This window comes from Chryseobacterium lactis (genome assembly GCF_003815875.1).
In the GTDB taxonomy this organism is placed as follows: Bacteria; Bacteroidota; Bacteroidia; order Flavobacteriales; family Weeksellaceae; genus Chryseobacterium; species Chryseobacterium lactis.
The window spans coordinates 1,281,787-1,304,227 of the sequence record NZ_CP033924.1; the positions used below are offsets into that span (position 1 = coordinate 1,281,787).

The following is a 22,441-nucleotide window of genomic DNA, read 5'->3' on the forward strand; positions in this document are numbered from 1 at the left end:
AATACGGAACAGAAACAATACCTGAAATTAACGATCTGAATATTTCCGGGATGGCATCAGAAGCTATTTCAGCGGTGCTTACAGAATGGCAGTCTCATTTTGATATCGAAAATGGGCCATTATTCCAGATAGGATATATCAGTGGTTATGAAGACGGAAGCTCCGGAATTTTCTTTGCCTTGCATCACCTTATCATTGATGCCGTAAGCTGGCGAATTATTACCGAAGACCTGAAAAACATTTACCAGACTCTTGAAAATGGAGGTAAGATAGAGGCTTATACAAAAGGAAGCAGCTATCGCCAATGGGTTGAAGCGGTAAAAGGGTATTTGAATGAAAATCAGGAAGTCAAAGCAAATGAAATTGCCTACTGGAATAAAACAGCCGATACTGTTACCCAAAATAATAATATCCTTACTGAATTATCTTCAGCCGATTATCATTTCGCCAATCTTACTCTGGAAGAAAAATATACCGAAAAATTAATCAGAGAAGTACATCATGTCTATCATACGCAGATCAATGATTTATTATTGTCGGCACTGGCTTCCGCACTTTCTGACCTTACGGGAATATCCGGACATACAGTTCTTCTGGAAGGACATGGCCGTGAAGAAGTATTTAATAATCTGGATATTACAGAAACGGTAGGGTGGTTTACTTCCATGTACCCGGTATTGCTCGAAAAAGGAAAAGATATAAAAGACACCGTCATTCTTACCAAAGAATCCCTGAGAAATATTCCCAATAATGGAATTGGATACGGAAGTCTTGTAGGATATACGGAACGAGCGCTTCCTAAAATCAGTTTCAACTATCTGGGGCAGCTTGATCAGGAAGAGAGCACAGGAGAAAAAACATGGTACATTTCCGGGGAAAATACAGGAAATTCTATGGGGGATCAAAATCTTGACAGCCATATTATTAGTATCAACGGAGCCATTGCAGATGGACAACTTCGTTTTGGAATCTCAGGATATCTGTCACAAGATCAGATTAATCTGCTCACAGAAAAATTTAAAGAATATATAAAAAGTACTGTTGACGAATTGGCAGCAGAGCAAAGAAGCTGGCTGACTCCATCAGATACGGAACATATTGTTGGAAAAGATCAGCTGATGCACATCCAGAAATCAGGGGTTGTTGAAGGTGTTTATCTTGCTAATAGCTTACAGGAAGGATTTATATACCATGCATTAAATCAAGGAGATACAGATGATGCTTATCGTGTGCAGGTGATTTGGGATTATCTTTCTGAAATGGATCTTGACCAATTGAAAAAAGCATGGATATATACTCAGGATCAGCTTCCTACCTTAAGATTAAGATTTGACTGGAGCAAAGAAATAGTTCAGATTATTGACCAAAAAGGAATCCTCGATTGGCGTTATCACGATATAAGTGAAATGAGTGAAGTCGATAAAGAAGATTTTATTACAGAAATGACTCAAAAAGATCGTTTTGAAGTCTATGATTTGTCTAAAGGAAGCCTCTTTAGAATCTATTTGTTCAAGCGTTCAGAGAAGCACTACACCTGTATTTTCAGCAATCATCATGCAATTCTTGATGGTTGGAGTATGCCTGTATTCCTGACGCTTATTCATGAATCTTATCTGAAATTAATTAAGAATCAGGAGCTTTCACCCGCCCCGGATACCGCATATGCAGAAGCACAAAAATATCTTCAAAAAAATAAAGACAGCAACAAGAGTTTCTGGAAAAACTATCTGGGATTGCTTGAAGATCGTGAAGACTTAAGCGGACTCCTAAAAGAATCTCAAAAACATATTGATCTTTCTGAATATAAGCAGATTGTGGATCATCGTTCCACAAAAATGTCAATCACAGGAGAACAATATCAGGTGTTGAAGAAGTTTACTGCAAAGTATGGCTTCACGATCAATGCGGTACTTCAATATCTGTGGCATAAACAGCTGGGAATCTATAGTGGTGGCGTTACTACTGTAGTTGGAACCACTGTTTCCGGAAGAAGTATTCCTGTTGATGGAATAGAATCTTCTGTAGGACTTTACATCAATACACTACCGTTGATTGTAACCCATACAGATGGAAAAGTGGTAGATATGATTTCTGAAATTCAACACAGAATCAGTGAGCTTAATACCCACAGCAGTGTAAATCTGGCAAGCCTTCAGCATGATGGGCACAGGATTTTCAGCAGCTTGTTTGTCTATGAAAACTATCCTGTTCCGGAAGCAGATGAAGAAAGCGAACTGTCTTTTGCCTTCAAAGGTTCTGTTGAACGTCTGGATTATCCTCTTGGAATTGTAGCTTATGAAAGTGGTGATGAAGTTATATTAAATATTAACTATGAAGGGCATCTCTTCGATGATAAAACGATAAGACAATTGATTGCAGGAATGAATACTGTTTTAGAGCAAATTCTTGAAAATACAGAGATTTCATCAGATCAGTTAACGTATCTTACCAACGAAGAATATCATGAAGTTTCGAGGCTGTGGTCTTCAGGGGTTAAGTATGCCGATCACAAAACAATTCATGAGTTATTTGAAGCACAGGTTGAAACTACTCCGGATCATACAGCGGTAGTGTATCAGGATATAAGATTGTCATATCTTGAGCTTAACGAACGTTCTAACCGACTGGCAAATTATCTTGTTAAAACCTATACTATTCAACCCGATGATCTGATTCCCTTATGTTTTGAACGTTCCGAAGAAATGCTTGTTGGGATTCTAGCTGTCTTAAAATCCGGAGGCGCTTACGTTCCGATGGATCCATCATATCCGGCAGATAGAATTAAACATATTTTAAAAGATACCGGAGCCAAAATAATATTGACTGATGCTGTTTCAAAAGCCGGTGTTGCTGAAGTTTGCGAAGAAAGCATTTCCATGATTGTCTTGAACAGCCCTGAACTTGCAACAATTCTTGAAGAACATAGTACTCAAAATCCTATCACTCAGGTAAATTCATCCCATCTTGCTTACGTCATCTACACCAGCGGAACTACCGGAATGCCAAAAGGAGTGATGCAGGAACACCGAAATGTGGCACGCTTATTCAGTGCAACAGATCATTGGTATCACTTTAATGAAGGTGATGTGTGGAGCTTATTCCATTCCTATGTCTTTGACTTCAGTGTTTGGGAAATCTGGGGAGCCTTATTCTATGGCGGAAAACTATTAATTCCATCCTATGAACAGACCAAAGACACGAATTTATTCTTTAGTTTATGCTTACAGGAAGGATTAACCGTCCTGAATCAAACCCCGACAGCCTTCTACCAATTTATAGATACAGCGCTTCAACGGGAGGAACAATTAACAACCCTTCGCTATGTAATCTTTGGAGGGGAAGCATTAAATCTGGCCTCGTTAAAACCTTGGTATGAGCGTTATCAATTCTCTCCGGACCTAATCAATATGTACGGAATTACTGAAACAACCGTCCATGTAACCTATAAAAAACTAAGCGTTAAAGACTTAGATAAAGCCTCGCTAATTGGTGAGAATATCCCTGATCAGGGGATGTATATCCTTGATAAACACCTTCGTGCAGTTCCTGTTGGAGCAGTAGGAGAGTTGTATGTAGGCGGAGCCGGTATTGCGAGAGGCTATCTGAACCGAGCTGAATTAACGGCCGAGCGTTTTATCGGTAATCCGTTCCAGACTTTAGAGGAGATAAAAGAAAATAAGAATGGCATCCTTTACAAAACCGGAGATCTGGTTCGTTATCTTGCTGATGGCGAGCTGGAATATATTGGTAGAAATGACTTCCAGGTGAAGATCCGTGGCTATCGTATCGAGTTGGGAGAGATTGAAAACAGGCTTCAGGAATATTCCGAAGTAAAACAGGGAGTTGTTCTGGCAAAAGAAAATAAAGCCGGAATGAAATATCTTGTTGGATATTATGTATCGGAAAACCAGATAGATACAAATCAACTTGCAATCTTCCTCTCCGAGACTTTACCGGAATATATGGTTCCTGCTGTTTTTGTTCATTTAACCCGATTACCATTAACGATTAATGGCAAACTTGACAGAAGAGCCTTACCGGAGCCAGAATTTACGGGAAGTAAAGAATACACGGCTCCTGAGAACGAATTGCAGGAAAAACTGTGTCAGATCTATGGCGAGGTTCTTGGATTGGATGCTTCAGGAATTGGTATTCATGAGGATTTCTTCAGATTAGGAGGAAACAGTATTATGGCCATTAAACTGATCAGTACCATCAAACGTGTCTTGAATATACAAGTCGGAGTGGCAACGGTATTTGGTCATAAAACGATTGTCTCTCTTTCGCATGCATTAAATGATAAAAATAATATTGATGAAGAGGTTGCCATTATTCCAATAAAAGTTAGTACTCCTGAAGAGCAGAGGTTGTCCTTTGCTCAGGAAAGACTTTGGTTTATTGAAACCTATGAAGGAGGAAGTAGCGCTTATAACATTCCGATGGCTGTTCGTCTCGATGAGAAAACAAACATTTCCGTTATAAGTAAAGCGCTTGAAACCATCGTAATACGACATGAAGTATTACGAACCATTATCCGTTCGACAGACGAAGGAAAAGGATATCAGTTGGTTCTTGATCGGGTTCCCGAAATCCGTTTACATCAGGTAAACAGCAAAGAAGAACTCGAAAAGGAAATCAACAGAATTTCAAACAAAACCTTCCGTCTGGATGAAGAACTTCCTATAGAAATTAACATTTTTAGGTTAGGAGACCACCATCATCTGTCAGTTGTGATTCATCACATTGCATTTGATGGTTGGTCGACGGATATTTTCTTACAAGAAATACAAACGATTTATAAAGCTCTTATTAAAGGAGAAACTCCTCAGCTTGCTGAAGTCAAAATACAATACAAAGATTTCGCATTATGGCAGAGAAACTATCTTTCAGGAGACCGACTCGATCATCAGGTTGGATATTGGAAAAGGAAGCTGGAAGATTTCCAAAATTTGACATTACCTGCCGACTTCAAAAGACCGGCTCAGGTATCCTATGAAGGAGAAACTGTCCATTTCAAATTAGACCCGGCAGTTGCTCAAGGTCTTAGAAATGCATCTAAAGAATTGGGTGTTAGTCTGTATACGATGATGCTGGGAGGCTATTATCTGATGTTGTCAGCCTATTCCGGGCAGGATGATATTGTGGTGGGAAGTCCTATTGCCAATCGTCATCATGCAGGACTTGAAGATATCATCGGATTCTTTGTGAACACCCTTGCGTTGAGAGAAAAGGTTGATTGGCGGCAAAATTATAAAGACTTTATTCTTCAAATATCTCAATCAGTGACAGAGGCACAGTCTCATCAGGATCTTCCGTTTGAGAAACTGGTGGAAGAACTTGGAATAGAGCAGGACATGTCCCGTCATCCTGTATTTCAGGTGATGTTTGGTCTTCAAAGCTTTGGAAGAAACTCAGGTGTTGAGGAAGCATTATTTCATCCTTTTGAAGGAAACATGGATTATCAGGTGGCCAAATTTGATCTGACAACGATGATCGATGATGGGGAAGAAACCATTCAGGGAATGTTCAACTATGCTAAGGCACTGTTTTCAAGAGAAACGATCGACAGTATGATCAATTCTTACCTATATCTTCTTGAGCAGATTTTTGGAGCAGATAAGATTCAGTTGGAAAATATCAGACTTTGTGATCTTCATCTGATTCCGGCACAAGTACGTAAAAAAGTACTGGAAGAATGGAATGATACTGAAACAGATTATCCATCTGATACCACCATTCACCATTTATTTGAAAAGCAGGTACAAAGAACCCCTGATCATATCGCGGTAGTATATGGGGACATAAAGTTATCTTATCAGGAGCTTAATGAGCGTGCAAACCGTTTGGCAAATTATCTCATTGAAACCTATGATCTCCAGCCGGATAATATTGTTCCTTTATGCCTGGATCGTTCTGAGCAGATGCTTATTGCCATTTTAGCAGTATTAAAATCCGGAGCAGCATATGTTCCTATGGATTCCTCATATCCCGCAGAAAGAATAGAGCATATTCTTCAGGATACCGGAGCGGGATTGATATTGGCAGAAGAAAGCACAACACAAAAACTTCAAAATGCAGAAGTAGATATTCTTTCCTTAAATCATGTAAATTTCCAGGCAATTCTTGAAACAATGCCTTCAGAAAATCCGGCAACTAAGGTATGTCCGGCAAATCTGGCCTATGTTATTTATACCAGCGGTACAACAGGACTGCCAAAAGGAGTAATGGTTGAGCATGGAAACGTAGTGAACCTAATCCACCAGGAAGCAAAAGAATTTGGATTGATATCTGAAAAAGTGATTCCTAAAAGATGTCTGTGGTATGCCAACTATGTATTCGATGCTCACGTATGGGAATTGTATCCATCTATCACCCATGGTCATACTATTTACATTCTTGATAAAGAAAAACAAACGGAACTTCCTGCTTTACAAAAATATATAAAGGATCACAAGATTAGTATTGCTACAATACCGCCGGTACTTCTTACTAAAGATTATATTCTACCATTAGAAAAACTGGTCGTTGCCGGAGATGTCACAAACCCTCAGGTGATGCTTTTGTATAAGGAACATGGTGTAGATCTGATTAATGCCTATGGACCTACAGAAAGTACTGTATGTGCCACATTGCATCGTTACAACAAAGATGGTAACCCATTGAATATCGGAGGGCCGATTGGGAATATGACAATTTATGTTCTGGATAATAATCAGCGTCCGGTTCCTGTAGGAGCAGCGGGGGAACTCTACATTGGTGGAGAGGGTATTGCCAGAGGTTATCTCAACCGTCTTGAATTAACGGAGGAACGCTTTATAGCAAACCCTTTCCAAACTTTAAAACAAAAGGAAAAAGGAAGAAACGAAAGACTATACAAAACAGGAGACCTTGTTCGGTGGTTATCTACCGGCGAGCTGGAATATCTTGGTAGAAATGACTTCCAGGTAAAAATCCGGGGCTATCGTATTGAGCTGGGTGAGATTGAAAATACCCTGTTAACCTATCCGAAAATCCGTCAGGCAGCGGTTTTGGCTAAAGAAAATAAAGCTGGAATGAAATACCTGGCAGGATACTATGTTTCTGATGCAGAGATTGATTCAACATTGCTTTCAGAGCATTTAGCGGTATCCCTTCCTGAATATATGGTTCCCGGAGCATTTGTTCATCTTGCCGCTTTACCATTGACTATCAATGGTAAACTGGACAGAAGGGCTTTACCTGAACCCAATTTTACCGGAAATAAAGAATATACAGCTCCTGAAACGGAGATTCAAAAGAGTCTCGTAGAAATTTATGGAGAAGTCCTGGGAATTGATGCTAAAAGTATTAGTATTCATGATGATTTCTTCCGATTGGGAGGTGATAGTATTATCAGTATTCAGTTGGTGAGCAAAATAAAACAACAATTGGATACAAGGTTGAGTGTAAAAGAAATTTTCTCATCAAGAACGGTTGCTGCCTTAGCATTGTTGATGGAAAGCAAAGAATCCTCAACGGGCATTGAAATCCTTACAGAACAAGGACAGCTTACAGGACTTGTTCCACTTCTACCGATCCAGGAATGGTTCTTTAGTGAAAAAGAAAGGGGGTACCTGGCGGATTCGAACCATTGGAATCAGTCATTTTTAATCCATGTCCCGGACTTAGACAGAGATCTTTTAGAAAAAAGTATCACACTTCTTATTGAAAAACATGATGCATTCAGAATGTATTATCCTCTGGAAAATGGAGTGTTGAATCAACAATATGGAGGAGTAAATCCAACTGTGAATATCAATTATCTTGATGCATCCGGAATGAGCGGGGAAGAACTTTCCAATACCCTGACAACGTGGCAGCAACAGTTTGATATAGAGGAAAGTCCTTTGTATTGCATAGGGTATATAACAGGTTACCAGGATAAGAGTGCAAGAATTTTCTTTGCTTTCCATCACCTCATCATTGATACGGTGAGCTGGAGAATTATTGTGGATGATCTTAAAAATATATATAAGACTCTGGAAAAAGGAGAAGATTTTAAAATACCTCAAAAAGGCAGCAGCTATCGCCAATGGATAAAAGCCATAAAAAGTTACAAATCCGATGATGCCGAATCCAGACATAAAGAATTGATATACTGGAATAAGACAACAGAACAGGTTGGTGAAAGTAATAGTCATCTCGAAGTATTGTCGGGTTCAGAATACAACCACAGTAATCTTATTTTAGATAAAAACTATACAGAACAACTGATCAGAGGCAGCCATCATGTATATCATACCCGGATCAATGATTTGTTGTTGTCAGCACTCGCATTAGCGCTCACCGAGTTCACAGGAAAATCTCGTCACGCGGTTGTGCTGGAAAGTCATGGTCGTGAAGACGTGTTTGGAAATATGGATATTACGGAAACGGTAGGCTGGTTTACATCAATGTATCCGATAGTATTGGAGAAGAAAGAGAATTTGAATCAAACCATCATATCGACTAAAGAAACACTGCGATCGATTCCTGAAAACGGGATCGGTTATGGAGGTCTTATCGGATATATTAGTCATGAACTTCCAAAGATCAGTTTCAACTATCTGGGACAACTCGACCAGGAAGACCTTTCAGGTGAAAAAACATGGTATATTGCAGCAGAAGACAGTGGAGTTGCCATAGGAAATAATAATAGAAACAGCCATATTATTGGGATTAATGGTGCTATCATTGATGGACAACTTCGGTTTGATATTTCGGCATATTTGTCTCAGAAACAAGTCGGTGATCTGGCTAAATGCTTTAAAAATCAAATTATTGCAATTATAGAAGAGCTTTCACAAAGCGCTCGTAGTTTCCTTACTCCTTCAGATATCGGATATATCACAGGTCATAAACAACTCACATATATTCAGGATTTTGGAGAGATAGAAAAAGTATATCTTGCCAACAGTCTTCAGGAAGGGTTTGTATATCATGCATTAAATCAAGGCGATACGGACGATGCTTACCGGGTTCAGTTGCTATGGGATTATCTGTCTGAAATCAATGGTGATGTCATGAAACAAGCCTGGTCATACACACAACAGCAATTTCCTGCATTGAGACTCAGATTCGACTGGAACGGAGAGATTATTCAGGTCATAGATAAAGCAGGGATTTTGGATTGGCGCTATCTTGATTTATGCGAAATGATGGAGATTGAGCAGGAAGAGTTGATCCGTGAAACGACTCAAAATGATCGTTTTGAAGTCTATGATTTGTCTAAAGGAGGACTATTCAGAATCTATCTGTTTAAGCGCTCAGAGAAACACTATACCTGTCTCTTTAGCAATCACCATGCTGTTTTGGATGGATGGAGCATGCCTGTAATTCTCACAAGAATTCATGAGATCTATCTGAAACTCATGAAAAAGGAAAAGCTTACCCTTGTGACGGATCATGCGTATACCAATACTCAGCACTATCTTCAGCAGCATAAAGAAGAGAGTCGTGTTTTCTGGAAAGACTATATGAAACTTCTGGAAGATCGTGAAGATCTCAGCAGTCTGATCAAAGAATCCCACAGGCATATTGATCTGGGAACCTATCGTCAGGTCAGAGAGCATCGCTTTGTAAAAATGATCATTGCAGAAGAAGAATACCAGCAATTGAAAAAGTTTACCCTTGAGAATGGGTTTACCATCAATGCCGTGCTTCAGTACCTGTGGCATAGCCAACTTAGTCTGTATGGAGGAGTGCAAACAACGGTTGTAGGAACAACCGTGTCCGGACGAAGCCTTCCAATAGACGATATAGAAGCTTCAGCGGGTCTTTTCATCAATACATTGCCGTTAATAGTTCAGCATAATGATGGAAAAGTAGTGGATGTTATTTCTGATATTCAGCAAAGAATCAGTGAATTGAATACCCATAGTGATGTGAGTCTTGGAGAACTTCATCAGGATGCACGACGTATTTTCAGCAGTTTATTTGTATATGAAAACTATCCTGTACCAAAAGGAGGCGATGATAATAATGAATTAGGATTTGTTTTCCGTGATTCAGTTGAAAAATTAGACTATCCGTTAGGGATAATGGCTTTTGAGCAAGGAGAAAGTGTAACGATGAAAATCAATTACGAAGGCGTTCTCTTTGAGCAGCATACTATGGAACAAATGATCGAAGGAATGAAGACTGTTTTACATCAAATCCTTAAAAATTGGAAAGTAAATGCTGACCAACTTTCATACGTTTCTGAATCCCAGCTCAACCAAATGCTGCTTTGGAATGCTACAGAATCTGATTATCCTTCTCATAAAACAATTCACACATTATTTGAAGAGCAGGTAGAAAGGACACCGGACGAGATCGTATTGGTATATCAGGATACTAAACTTACCTACCGTGAATTGAATGAAAAGTCAAATCGTCTGGCTCATTATCTGATTAAAACGTATGATCTTCAGCCGGATAATTTAGTCCCTTTATTGCTTGATCGTTCCGAGCATATGTTGGTTGCAATCCTGGCCGTATTAAAAGCTGGAGCTGCATATGTACCTATGGACCCATCCTATCCGATAGAAAGGATTGAACATATTCTTAAGGATACTCAAGGAAAACTGATCATTGGGCAGGAAAATACAATTGAAAAATTACAAATGCTCAATGCGGATGTTATTTCCATAGATAATGCAGTATTCCAGGTGATTACCAGAAGGATGTCGTCAGAAAATCCTGTTACGGAAGTGACCTCAGACCATCTTGCATACGTAATCTTTACAAGTGGAACAACCGGATTGCCTAAAGGCGTAATGATCGACCACAGGAATGTGTCCAACTTAATTGAACAGGAGGCGAAAGAGTTTGGTTTATTCCATAATGAGGAAATTCCTTTCCAACAAAAAAACTGTCTGTGGTATGCCAGCTATGTATTTGATGCCCATGTTTGGGAACTCTATCCGGCTATTACCCATGGACATCGTATCTACTTGTTGGAGCAGGAAAAACGGATTGATCTCTCTGCATTACAAGAATATATCAAAGAAAATACTATCAGCATAGCGACAATACCACCTGTTCTTCTGGCAAGTGATTGTATCCTGCCACTAGAAAAGCTTGTGGTGGCCGGTGATATTACAAATCCGCAAATCATGTCTCTGTATAAAGAAAGTGGAGTAGACCTTATCAATGCCTATGGTCCTACGGAAAGTACAGTATGTGCAACTTTACACCATTATAATGAAGATGGAAACCCTTTAAATATCGGAAAAGCGATTGGTAATATGACGGTGTACGTTTTGGATCGGCATCAGCGTCCTGTACCGGTAGGTGCCGTTGGTGAACTGTATATCGGAGGAGCAGGTATTGCGAGAGGATATCTTAACAGACCTGACCTGACGAAAGAACGATTTATAGTAAACCATTTCCAAACTTTTAAACAAAAAGAAAATGATGATAACGGAAAATTATATAAGACGGGTGACTTAGTTCGGATGTTATCCAATGGTGAATTGGAATATATTGGAAGGAACGACTTCCAGGTAAAAATCCGTGGTTACCGTATCGAATTAGGTGAGATTGAAAATACCCTGCAAAGTTATCCTGAAATTCGCCAGGCTGCCGTATTGGCAAAGGAAAATAAATACGGATTAAAATATCTGGCAGGATACTATGTTTCAGATCCAGTAATTGATCCGGGATTGATTGCAGAGTTTTTGTCAGCATCTCTTCCGGAATATATGGTTCCTGAAGCATTTGTTCATTTGAAGGCTCTGCCATTAACCATTAATGGAAAATTAGACAGAAGAGCCTTACCTGAACCTGATTTTAAAGGAAATAAAGAATATACAGCACCGGGAAGCGATCTTGAAGCCGTATTATGCAGGATCTACAGTGAAGTGCTGAAGTTAGATCCAGACAATATAAGTATCCATGATGATTTCTTCAGATTAGGAGGAAACAGCATCATGGCGATTAAACTGATCAGTAAGATCAAGCAGGATCTCAATATACAGGTCAGTGTAGCTGTAGTATTTAATCATAAAACCATTGCTTCACTTGCAGGTATTTTGAAAGATAAAAACCATTTTGAAGAGCAAATTAATATTGTTCCGATACAGGTTAGTGCTGAGGATCAACAGCTGTTGTCCTTTGCACAGGAAAGATTATGGTTTATTGAATCTTATGAAGGAGGAAGCACTGCCTATAATATTCCGATCACGACGATATTAAATGAAAATATACAGCTTGATCTTCTTCAGCAATCTCTGGAAACAGTGATTATGCGCCATGAAGTTCTTCGCTCTATGATCAGAACAAATGAAAAAGGAGTAGGCTATCAGGTGGTTACAGATCAGATTCCTGAATTCAACATCATAAAGGTAGAATCAAGACCAGAACTGGAAAATGCAATCAACAGAAGTGTTAATCAGATTTTCCGGTTGGATCAGGAAATCCCTGTTAAAATTAATGTTTTCAAGTTTGAAAATCGTTATTACCTTTCAGTGGTGATTCATCATATTGCCTTCGATGGATGGTCTACGGACATCTTCCTGCAAGAAGTAGCAACGATTTATGATAGGCTATCCGGAAAAGAAGCACCGGAATTACCGGAATTAAAATTCCAGTATAAAGATTTTGCATTATGGCAGCGTAATTATCTTACGGGAGACCGCCTTGATCAACAGATTAAGTACTGGAAAAATAAATTTGACAACTTCGAGAATCTTGACCTGCCTGCCGATTTTCAAAGACCACCTCAAATATCTTACGAAGGCGAAAATCTATATTTCAGCCTGAATAAAGAGCAAGGCGAAAAGCTGAGATCGCTTTCCAAAGATCTTGGTGTAAGTCTTTATACGGTAATGCTAAGCGGGTATTACCTGATGCTCTCCGCCTATTCCGGGCAGGATGATATTGTGGTGGGAAGCCCTGTTGCAAATCGTCATCATGCCGGTCTTGAGAATAGTATTGGGTTCTTTGTCAATACTTTGGCTTTGAGAGAGAAAATCAATCCTGTACAAACTATCAGAGAATTTATTGTGCAGGTTTCCACATCAGGTACGGAGGCTCAGGCTCATCAGGATCTTCCTTTTGAGAAGTTGGTGGATGAACTTGGCGTAGAGCAGGATACCTCAAGACATCCTGTGTTCCAGGTAATGTTTGGTCTTCAGAATGTTGAAGGTGAAACAAAGGATCATGGAGAAATATTATTCTATCCTTTTGATGGTGAGCTAGATTATCAGGTAGCCAAATTTGACCTGACGACCATGGTAGATGATGACGGAAAAGGAATTAATGTCATGTTCAATTATGCAAAATCTCTGTTCAGAAAAGAAACCGTCATTCGTATGGCAGATTCTTATCAGCTTTTCTTAGATCAGATGATACAAGGCAATGCCGCTGGCAGTATGACTCTGATTTCCGAAAAAGAAACTCAACAAATTATAAATGATTGGAATAATACACAGCAAGAATATCCAAAAGAACTGACTATTCATCAACTTTTTGAAAGCCAAACGAAAACAACTCCTGACCAAACCGCTTTGGTATACCTGGATACAAAGCTTTCTTATCGGGAGTTAAATGAAAGAGCCAATCGTCTGGCTAATTATCTGATTGAAAAATATAATCTTCAGCCTGATGATCTCGTTCCAATATGTTTAGAACGCTCTGAAAATATACTTGTAGCAATGCTTGCTATATTAAAATCCGGAGCGGCGTATGTTCCAATGGATCCGTCGTATCCGTCAGACAGAATACAGCATATTTTAACGGATACCTCAGCCAGAATTGTTCTTGCACAAAAAGGCTCTGTTGATAAAATAGGAACGGAAAACGTTGAGGTTCTTTCCTTGGATGATGTTAATCTTAAAGCAGCACTTGAAATAGAAGCCTCTTATAATCCTGTTACAAAGGTACATTCACGGAATCTTGCCTATGTGATTTATACCAGTGGAACAACCGGGCTGCCAAAAGGCGTAATGATAGAGCATTCAGGAGTCATAAATCTCATTGGATCAATGATCAATGCTCACCGACTTCAAGAATATAACGAAGTGGGATGCTATTCCAACTATGTATTCGATGCTTTTGTATATGAAGCTTTTTCAGCCTTGTGTAATGGTAATACCTTATGGTTGTACAGCAATGAAATCAGAACATCAGTCAATGATCTTAATGATTATATTAAAGAAAATAAGATTGAGGTTTCCTTTATTCCACCTGTATTATTGAGAGAAGTTGTAGAGAGTGGAACAAGTCTGAAACTGATTTTTGCCGGTGGAGAAAGTTTCCCTGCTTTACGCAAAAAAATAGAAAATATTATATTAATTAATGAATACGGTCCTACGGAAGGTACCGTGTGTACCACTCTTCATCACTATAAAGATGATCAGAATCCACTGAATATTGGTGCTCCGATTGCCAATATGACGACTTATGTTCTCGATCATTATTTACGCCCTGTGCCGGTAGGTGCGGTAGGAGAGCTTTATATCGGAGGAGCAGGAGTTGCCAGAGGCTATCTGAACCGTCCTGAGTTGACCGAAGAACGTTTCATTAGCAATCCATTCCAAACTGTAAAAGGGGGAAATGCAAGATTATACAAAACCGGGGATTTAGTACGCTGGTTACCAAATGGAGAACTTGAATATGTGGGAAGAAACGATTTCCAGGTAAAAATTCGGGGGCATCGTATTGAATTGGGTGAGATTGAAAATACCTTGCTCAATTATCCCGATGTTCGTCAGGTGGCAGTATTGGTACAAGAAAACAAATCAGGATTGAAATATCTTGCAGGCTATTATGTTTCCGATAAAGAAATTGAACCGGGATTGCTTTCAGAACATCTTTCAGCATCTCTTCCCGAATATATGGTTCCCGGAGCTTTTGTACATTTAACAAGTTTACCACTAACGATCAATGGTAAATTAGACCGAAGAGCTCTGCCTGAACCTGATTTTACAGGAAATAAAGAATATGCTGCCCCGGAAACGGAACTTCAGAAAAAACTTTGCCGAATTTATGGTGAAGTATTAGGATTGGATACGGAAACAATAGGGATTTATGATGATTTCTTCCGACTTGGAGGCGATAGTATCATCAGTATCCAGCTTGTAGGAAGAACCAGACAGCAACTGGAAGTAAAATTAAGTGTTAAGGAAGTCTTTACTTCCCGAACAGTTGCTTCATTAGCTCTGGCTATTGAAGAGAAAAAAGATAATTCAGAAACTCATATTCTGACCGAGCAGGGAATACTAACAGGCGAAGTTCCTTTCCTTCCTGTCCAGGAATGGTTCTTCAGCCAGAAAGAACAAGGGTATCTGAAGGATTTCAACCACTGGAACCAGGCATTCCTGATCCATGTTCCACAGCTGAATCCGGAATATTTAGAAAGGGCAATACAATTATTGGTGGAAAGGCATGATGCTTTCAGACTCTATTATCCTAAAACAGAAGGAAGATACGGACAGGAATATAGAGAAAACACTTCTTATCAGGAAATCTCCTTCCTTGATATATCAGGAGCGGATCAGGAAGCAATTTCCCAACAATTGACAAAATGGCAAAACAATTTTAATATAGAAAATGGACCATTATATCATATTGGTTACATCAATGGTTATCCTGATGGAAGTTCAAGAATTTTCTTTGCCCTTCATCACCTTATTATCGATGCGGTAAGCTGGAGAATTATTACCGAAGATCTTAAAAATATGTACCGATCTGTTGAAAATGGAGAAATTGAAAATATTCGCTCCCACAGCAAAGGAAGCAGTTATCGTCAATGGGTCAATGCTGTAAAAAGCTATAAATCTGAAGATAAAGAATCGAGAGAAAAGGAAATAGCCTACTGGAATGCAATCACAGACATTGTAGAAGAGAACAATAGTCTCCTGACTTCATTATCCGGCTCTGAATCTCATCATGGACACTTTATTCTCGATAAAGAAACAACAGAGAAATTAATCAGAAAGACCCATCATGTGTATCAAACCCAGATCAATGACTTATTGCTGTCGGCATTATCTTCTGCATTGACAGATCTAAATGGGAATACCAAACATGCCATTTTATTAGAAAGTCACGGACGGGAAGAAGTCTTCGGAAATCTGGATATTACCGAAACTGTAGGCTGGTTTACCACCATGTATCCACTATTACTGGAAACAGGTGAAGATGCAAAAGACACTTTAATTTTTACCAAAGAATCCTTGAGAAATATTCCTGATAATGGGATTGGATATGGCAGCCTTATAGGATATGTAGATCGTTCTCTTCCAAAGATCAGCTTCAACTATCTGGGGCAGCTGGATCAGGAAGAAACAAAAGGTGAAAAAACCTGGTTTATTGCTGCTGAAGACTGCGGTTCAGGAGTTGGAAGCAATAACCGGGACGGCCATCTGATCAGTATCAATGGTGCAGTGGTTGATGGACAACTTCGGTTTGGAATATCCGGATATTTGTCTGAATCACAGGTTTTAATGTTGTCAGAAGATTTTAAAAAACATATTGTTGCGATCACCAACTACTTGTCCGAAGAAACAAGAAGTTATCTGACACCTTCAGATGTAGATCATATTGTCGACAATGACCAGCTGCAGCATATTCAGGAATCGGGAGAAATAGAAGGCGTATACCTGGCAAACAGTTTACAGGAAGGGTTTGTATATCATGCTTTAAATCAGGGAGAGAAGGATGATGCCTACAGGGTACAGCTGATGTGGGATTACCATACTGAAATTAATCTGGAACACCTTCAGAAATCATGGAGGCTTACTCAAGATCATTATCCTTCTTTGCGATTAAGATTTGACTGGAATGGGGAAATCGTCCAGATAATTGATAAAGAAGGCCGTGTTGACTGGCGTTATAAAGATATCAGTCATCTCAATGAAGAAGAGCAGGAAGCTTTGATGACAGAAGTAACAGCTCAGGATCGTTTTGAAATCTATGATTTATCCAAAGGAAGTTTATTCAGAATTTATCTGTTTAAACGAAATGAAAAACAGTACAGCTGCTTATTCAGTAATCACCATGCCATATTGGATGGTTGGAGTATGCCTGTGATACTGAACGGAGTTCATGATACTTATCTTAACCTGATAAGAAATCAAGCTCCAAATCTGATAAAAGATGAAGCGTATCCTGTAAGTCAGAAATATCTTCAGAAACATAAAGAGAGCAGCCGTACTTTCTGGAATCAATATATGAACCTGCTTGAAAATCATGAAAACCTGGGCAATTTGGTTAAAGAAGAGCAAAAACAGATTGATTTGAGCAATTATCGACATATAAAAGACCATCAGGTTTTACAGATGTCGATAACCGGAAACCAGTATCATCAATTGAAAAGCCTTACCCAGGAACACGGATTTACAATAAATGCTGTTCTTCAGTATCTGTGGCATCAGCAGCTAAGTATTTATAACAGAACAGGAAACACGGTTGTAGGAACTACAGTATCAGGAAGAAGCTTGCCGGTAGATGGTATTGAGTCTTCAGCAGGTCTTTATATCAATACCCTGCCATTGATTGTTACCCATAAAGAAGGGAAGGTTGTAGATCAGATCACAGAAATACAAGAGACAATCAGTGATCTGAATACCCATAGTGATATTAACCTTGCAGAACTTCATCATGGGGGACGCAGGATTTTCAGCAGTTTGTTTGTATACGAGAATTATCCTGTACCGAAAGGAGGAGACAGTAATGAACTTGGTTTTGTATTCAGGGATTCGGTGGAAAAACTCGATTATCCGCTAGGTATAATGGCCTCTGAACAAGGCGATAAAGTGATCCTGAAAATCAATTATGAAGGTGATCTTTTTGAATCAGACATGATAGAACAATTGATACAGGGAATGTCATTTGTGCTCAATCAGATTGTAGAAAATCGGAAGATTACATCTGAAGAAATTATATATGTTTCAGAAAATCAGTTTATTCTGATGCGAAATTGGGATAAATCTTCAGGTTATATTTTAGATGATTCCTATCGCTTATTACCGGTTGGTGCCGTAGGAGAACTTTATCTCTCTGAGGAAGATTATCTGAATCAAGCTGATATAAAATTAGAATACTTCATTATTAATCCTTTCCAAACTGCTGAAGAGAAAAATGAAGGAAGAAAGAGCAAGCTGTATAAAACAGGAGATCTGGCACGATACCTTCCGGATGGAAATATTCAAAACATGGGCAATGCTGATCTTCAGATGGAGATCAATGGGAAATCCTTAGATGAGCATGAACTTACCGAAGATCGGGAATATGTAGCCGGAGAAAATGAGTTGCAACGGAAATTATCCCATATTTACGGAGAAGTGTTAGGAATTGCACCGGAAACAATAAGTATCCATGATGATTTCTTCAGATTGGGAGGAAACAGTATCATGGCCATTAAGCTGATCAGTAAAATTAAGCAAAAGTTGGATGCTCATGTTAATGTAGGGATGGTCTTCAACCATAAAACAATCGCGTCCATGGCGAATGCGATGGGTGAAGAAAATATTGAGCAGATTGTTATAAATCCGGTAAAAGTCGATTCTCCTGAAAAACAGCGTTTATCTTTTGCTCAGGAAAGACTTTGGTTTATAGAATCTTATGAAGGTGGAAGCAAGGCTTACAATATTCCAATGACTGTTTTATTAGATAAGGAGTCTGATATTTCACTTCTTTCTACTGCCTTTGAAGCTATCATCATGCGTCATGAGGTACTTCGTACAATGATTCATACCACAGAAAATGGGGTGGGTTATCAGGTAGTTACAGACGTCGTGCCGGAATTTAGTATAATAGACGTAGAGACAAAAGAAGAACTCGAAGAATCCATAAACAAATGCGCCAATAAGGTTTTCCGTCTGAATGAAGAAATTCCGGTGAGTATTACTATATTCCGGCTGGGAGACGAACGTTACCTGTCAGCAGTTATCCATCACATTGCTTTTGACGGATGGTCTATTGACCTGTTTATGCAAGAAGTTACCATAATCTATGATGCCCTTGTAAAAGGATATATGCCGAAACTTCCGGAATTAAAAATCCAGTATAAAGACTTTGCATTGTGGCAGCGTAATTATCTTACGGGAGAACGTCTTGACCGTCAGATTGAATATTGGAAAACCAGATTTGATGAGTACCAGAGTCTTAATCTGCCACTTGACTTCCATAGACCTGCAGAGATTTCTTATGAAGGAGAAACGATTAATTTTAACCTTTCCGGAGATCTTGCAGAAATACTTAAAGAAGTCTCTCAAAACCTTGGTGTAAGTTTATATAGCGTAATGTTAAGTGGATATTACCTTATGCTTTCTGCGTATTCAGGGCAGGGTGATATTGTGGTCGGAAGTCCGATTGCCAATCGACATCATGCAGGTCTTGAGAATATGGTGGGATTCTTTGTGAATACGCTGGCATTGCGGGAAAAAATAGACACCAAACAAAGTATCAGAGATTTTATTATGCAGGTTTCAAATTCTGTGACAGAAGCTCAGTTACATCAGGATCTTCCGTTTGAAAAATTAGTGGAAGAGCTGGAAGTAGAACAAGATACCTCAAGACATCCTGTTTTCCAGGTTATGTTTGGTATTCAAAGTGCCGGAAAAAGCAAATCTTCTGCTCATGAGAATCTGACGATATTCCATTCTTACGATGGCGAAGTAAATTATCAGGCGGCGAAATTTGATTTGACTACCATGGTCAATGAAAGTCCGGAAGGAATACTGCTCACATTCAATTATGCAAAATCTCTGTTCAGAAAAGAGACGATCATCCGCATGTCGGATTCTTACCAGTTGCTTCTAAGTCAGATGGTACAATCCGGTGTGTTGGAGTCAGAAAACACCGTAATTGGTGATCTTTCTCTGATCTCAGGAGAAGAGTCGAAACAGATTATAAGCACCTGGAATGCTACAAATAAAGAGTACCAGTTAGAAATGACGATCCATGCATTATTTGAAGATCAGGTTTTAAAAACTCCGGAAGACACCGCATTAGTCTATCAGAATATCAGGTTGTCTTACAGAGAATTGAATGAGAAATCAAATCGACTGGCCAATTACCTTATCAAAACCTATCAGCTTCAGCCGGATGATCTGGTGCCATTATGTTTTGAACGTTCAGAAAATATGCTTATTGCGATGTTGGGGGTGTTAAAAGCCGGTGCAGCTTATGTTCCGATGGATCCGTCTTATCCTGCAGATAGAATAAAGTATATTTTAGAAGATACAAAAGCAAAAATTGTACTGACTGAGCTGAGCACCGGAAATACAATAAGAGAAACTGAAGTCATATTCCTGGATGAAATAAAAGAGGCCCTTGAAACATCAGATCCAAAGAACCCGGTTACCGAAGCGCGCTCAGAAAACCTTGCTTACGTAATCTATACCAGTGGAACAACAGGGCAGCCAAAAGGTGTGATGATTGAACACAAAGGTGTAATCAACCTTATCGAATCAATGACGGAGGCTCATCGTCTTGATGAATACAAACAAGTAGGCTGTTTCTCAAACTATGTATTTGATGCCTTTGTGTATGAAGCTTTCCCTGCTTTGTGTAAAGGGAATACCTTATGGTTATACAGTAATGATCTTAGAACCTCTGTAGCAGAACTTAATGAATATATTAATGAAAATAAAATAGAGGTCTCCTTTATTCCGCCTGTGTTACTGAGAGAGGTAATAGACCATGGAACGAATTTAAAACTGATCTATGCCGGAGGTGAAAGTTTCCCCGCTTTAGATAAAAATATAGAAAATATTACTCTGATCAATGAGTATGGACCGACTGAGGGAACTGTTTGCGCCACTCTTCATTACTTTAAAGAAGATAGAAATCCGTTGAATATCGGAACCGCCATTTCTAATACCACCTTGTACGTCCTGGATGGTGATCAACGTGCTGTTCCTGTTGGAGCAATCGGAGAACTTTATATCGGCGGAGCAGGTATTGCAAGAGGATATCTGAACAGAGAAGACCTTACAGAAGAAAGATTTATCACAAATCCTTACCAGACGTTAGAACAGAAAGAAAGAGGCGAGAACGGACGTTTGTACAAAACGGGAGACCTGGTACGCTGGTTACAGAATGGAGAACTTGAATATATTGGAAGGCAAGACTTCCAGGTGAAAATTCGGGGGTATCGTATCGAATTGGGCGAGATTGAAAATACCTTACTCAGTTATCCCGATATCCGCCAGGCAGCCGTGGTAGCAAAAGAGAATACAACTGGAATGAAATACCTTGTAGGATATTATGCTGCCGATCCGATGATTGATCCACAATTGCTTTCGGATTTCCTGATGAGATCCCTTCCGGATTATATGATTCCGAATATTTTTGTTCATCTTGACCGTCTTCCGGTAACCATTAATGGTAAATTAGATAGAAAACAACTGCCGGAACCTGAATTTACAAGCATTACAGAATATGCCGCTCCGGAAAATGCACTACAGAAACAATTGGCAGAAATCTATGGAGAGGTTTTAGGCCTTGATTCTGGCAATATAAGTATTCATGATGATTTCTTCAGATTAGGAGGAAATAGTATTATGGTGATTAAGCTTATCAGCAGAATCAAAATGGTTTTGGATGTTCAAATCAAAATCCTGGATATTTTCAAAGAGAAAACAATCCATAAACTATCTCTGATCATTGCCAGACAAGGAAAGGAGTATAAGGCCATATCAATATTGGGAAGCATGAATAATAACCCGAATATATTCCTTATTCATCCAGGAAATGGAGGGAGTGAGGTATATCAGTCTCTAGCAGAACAATTAAAGATAAATTATGACTGCTATGGAGTAGATTCTTATAACTTGTATCACGAAGAAAAAATTGATGATCTGAACAGCCTCGCAAGCTATTATCTGGATCACATTGATCTGATACAGCAGGAAACAAAGCAGGAAGAATACATTCTGTTAGGCTGGTCTTTAGGAGGAAATATTGCATTGGAAATCGCTTCTCAGCTGGAAAGCAGGGGACAGCAGAAAATTACAGTTTATCTGCTGGATACCATTTTGTATGCTTCGGATCAGAAGTTAGTAGATTTTCTGTCATTTCCTACAGATGAAGAATTAAGTAACAGATTGGATGTTCCTGTTGGTGACAGCCATTTTGTGTCTACTAAAAAATTTATGTCTGCAGAATTTGCCATTGCCAAAGCACCTGTTTCCAATACTCTTCATTCCACAAAAGTGGTATTGTTAAAAGCAATGCTGAGTGGAGAGCCATTTAATGAGGCATTTAATGACTATATGAAAATCTCGACGTACAACAATGTGGATTCAATCATCGATAACAAAGAACTTCTAAGCGTTTATCCGATTGAAGCGACTCACCAGTTGATGTTGGAAAAAGAAGAACAGATCATGGATATTATTAATAAAACAACAGTGGAACACTAAAATAAAGAAACTGTATCAGTGTCATTCTGAAAAAAGGTAGTGAAGAATCTTAACCCTTTGTTTTTAAAGATTCTTTGCTGCTCTCGGAA

At 39.1% G+C, this 22,441-nt stretch carries 1 protein-coding gene (cut by a window edge); it reads left to right on the forward strand.

Annotated features, from left to right (window positions below):
- Positions 1-22,352, forward strand: the 3' portion of a protein-coding gene (locus tag EG342_RS05475) for a non-ribosomal peptide synthase/polyketide synthase (RefSeq protein WP_123868036.1). 20,626 nt of this gene lie to the left of the window's left edge; only the last 22,352 of its 42,978 coding nucleotides appear in the window; its start codon lies beyond the left edge, outside the window; the stop codon is at positions 22,350-22,352.
- The last annotated feature ends 89 nt before the right edge of the window (positions 22,353-22,441 follow it).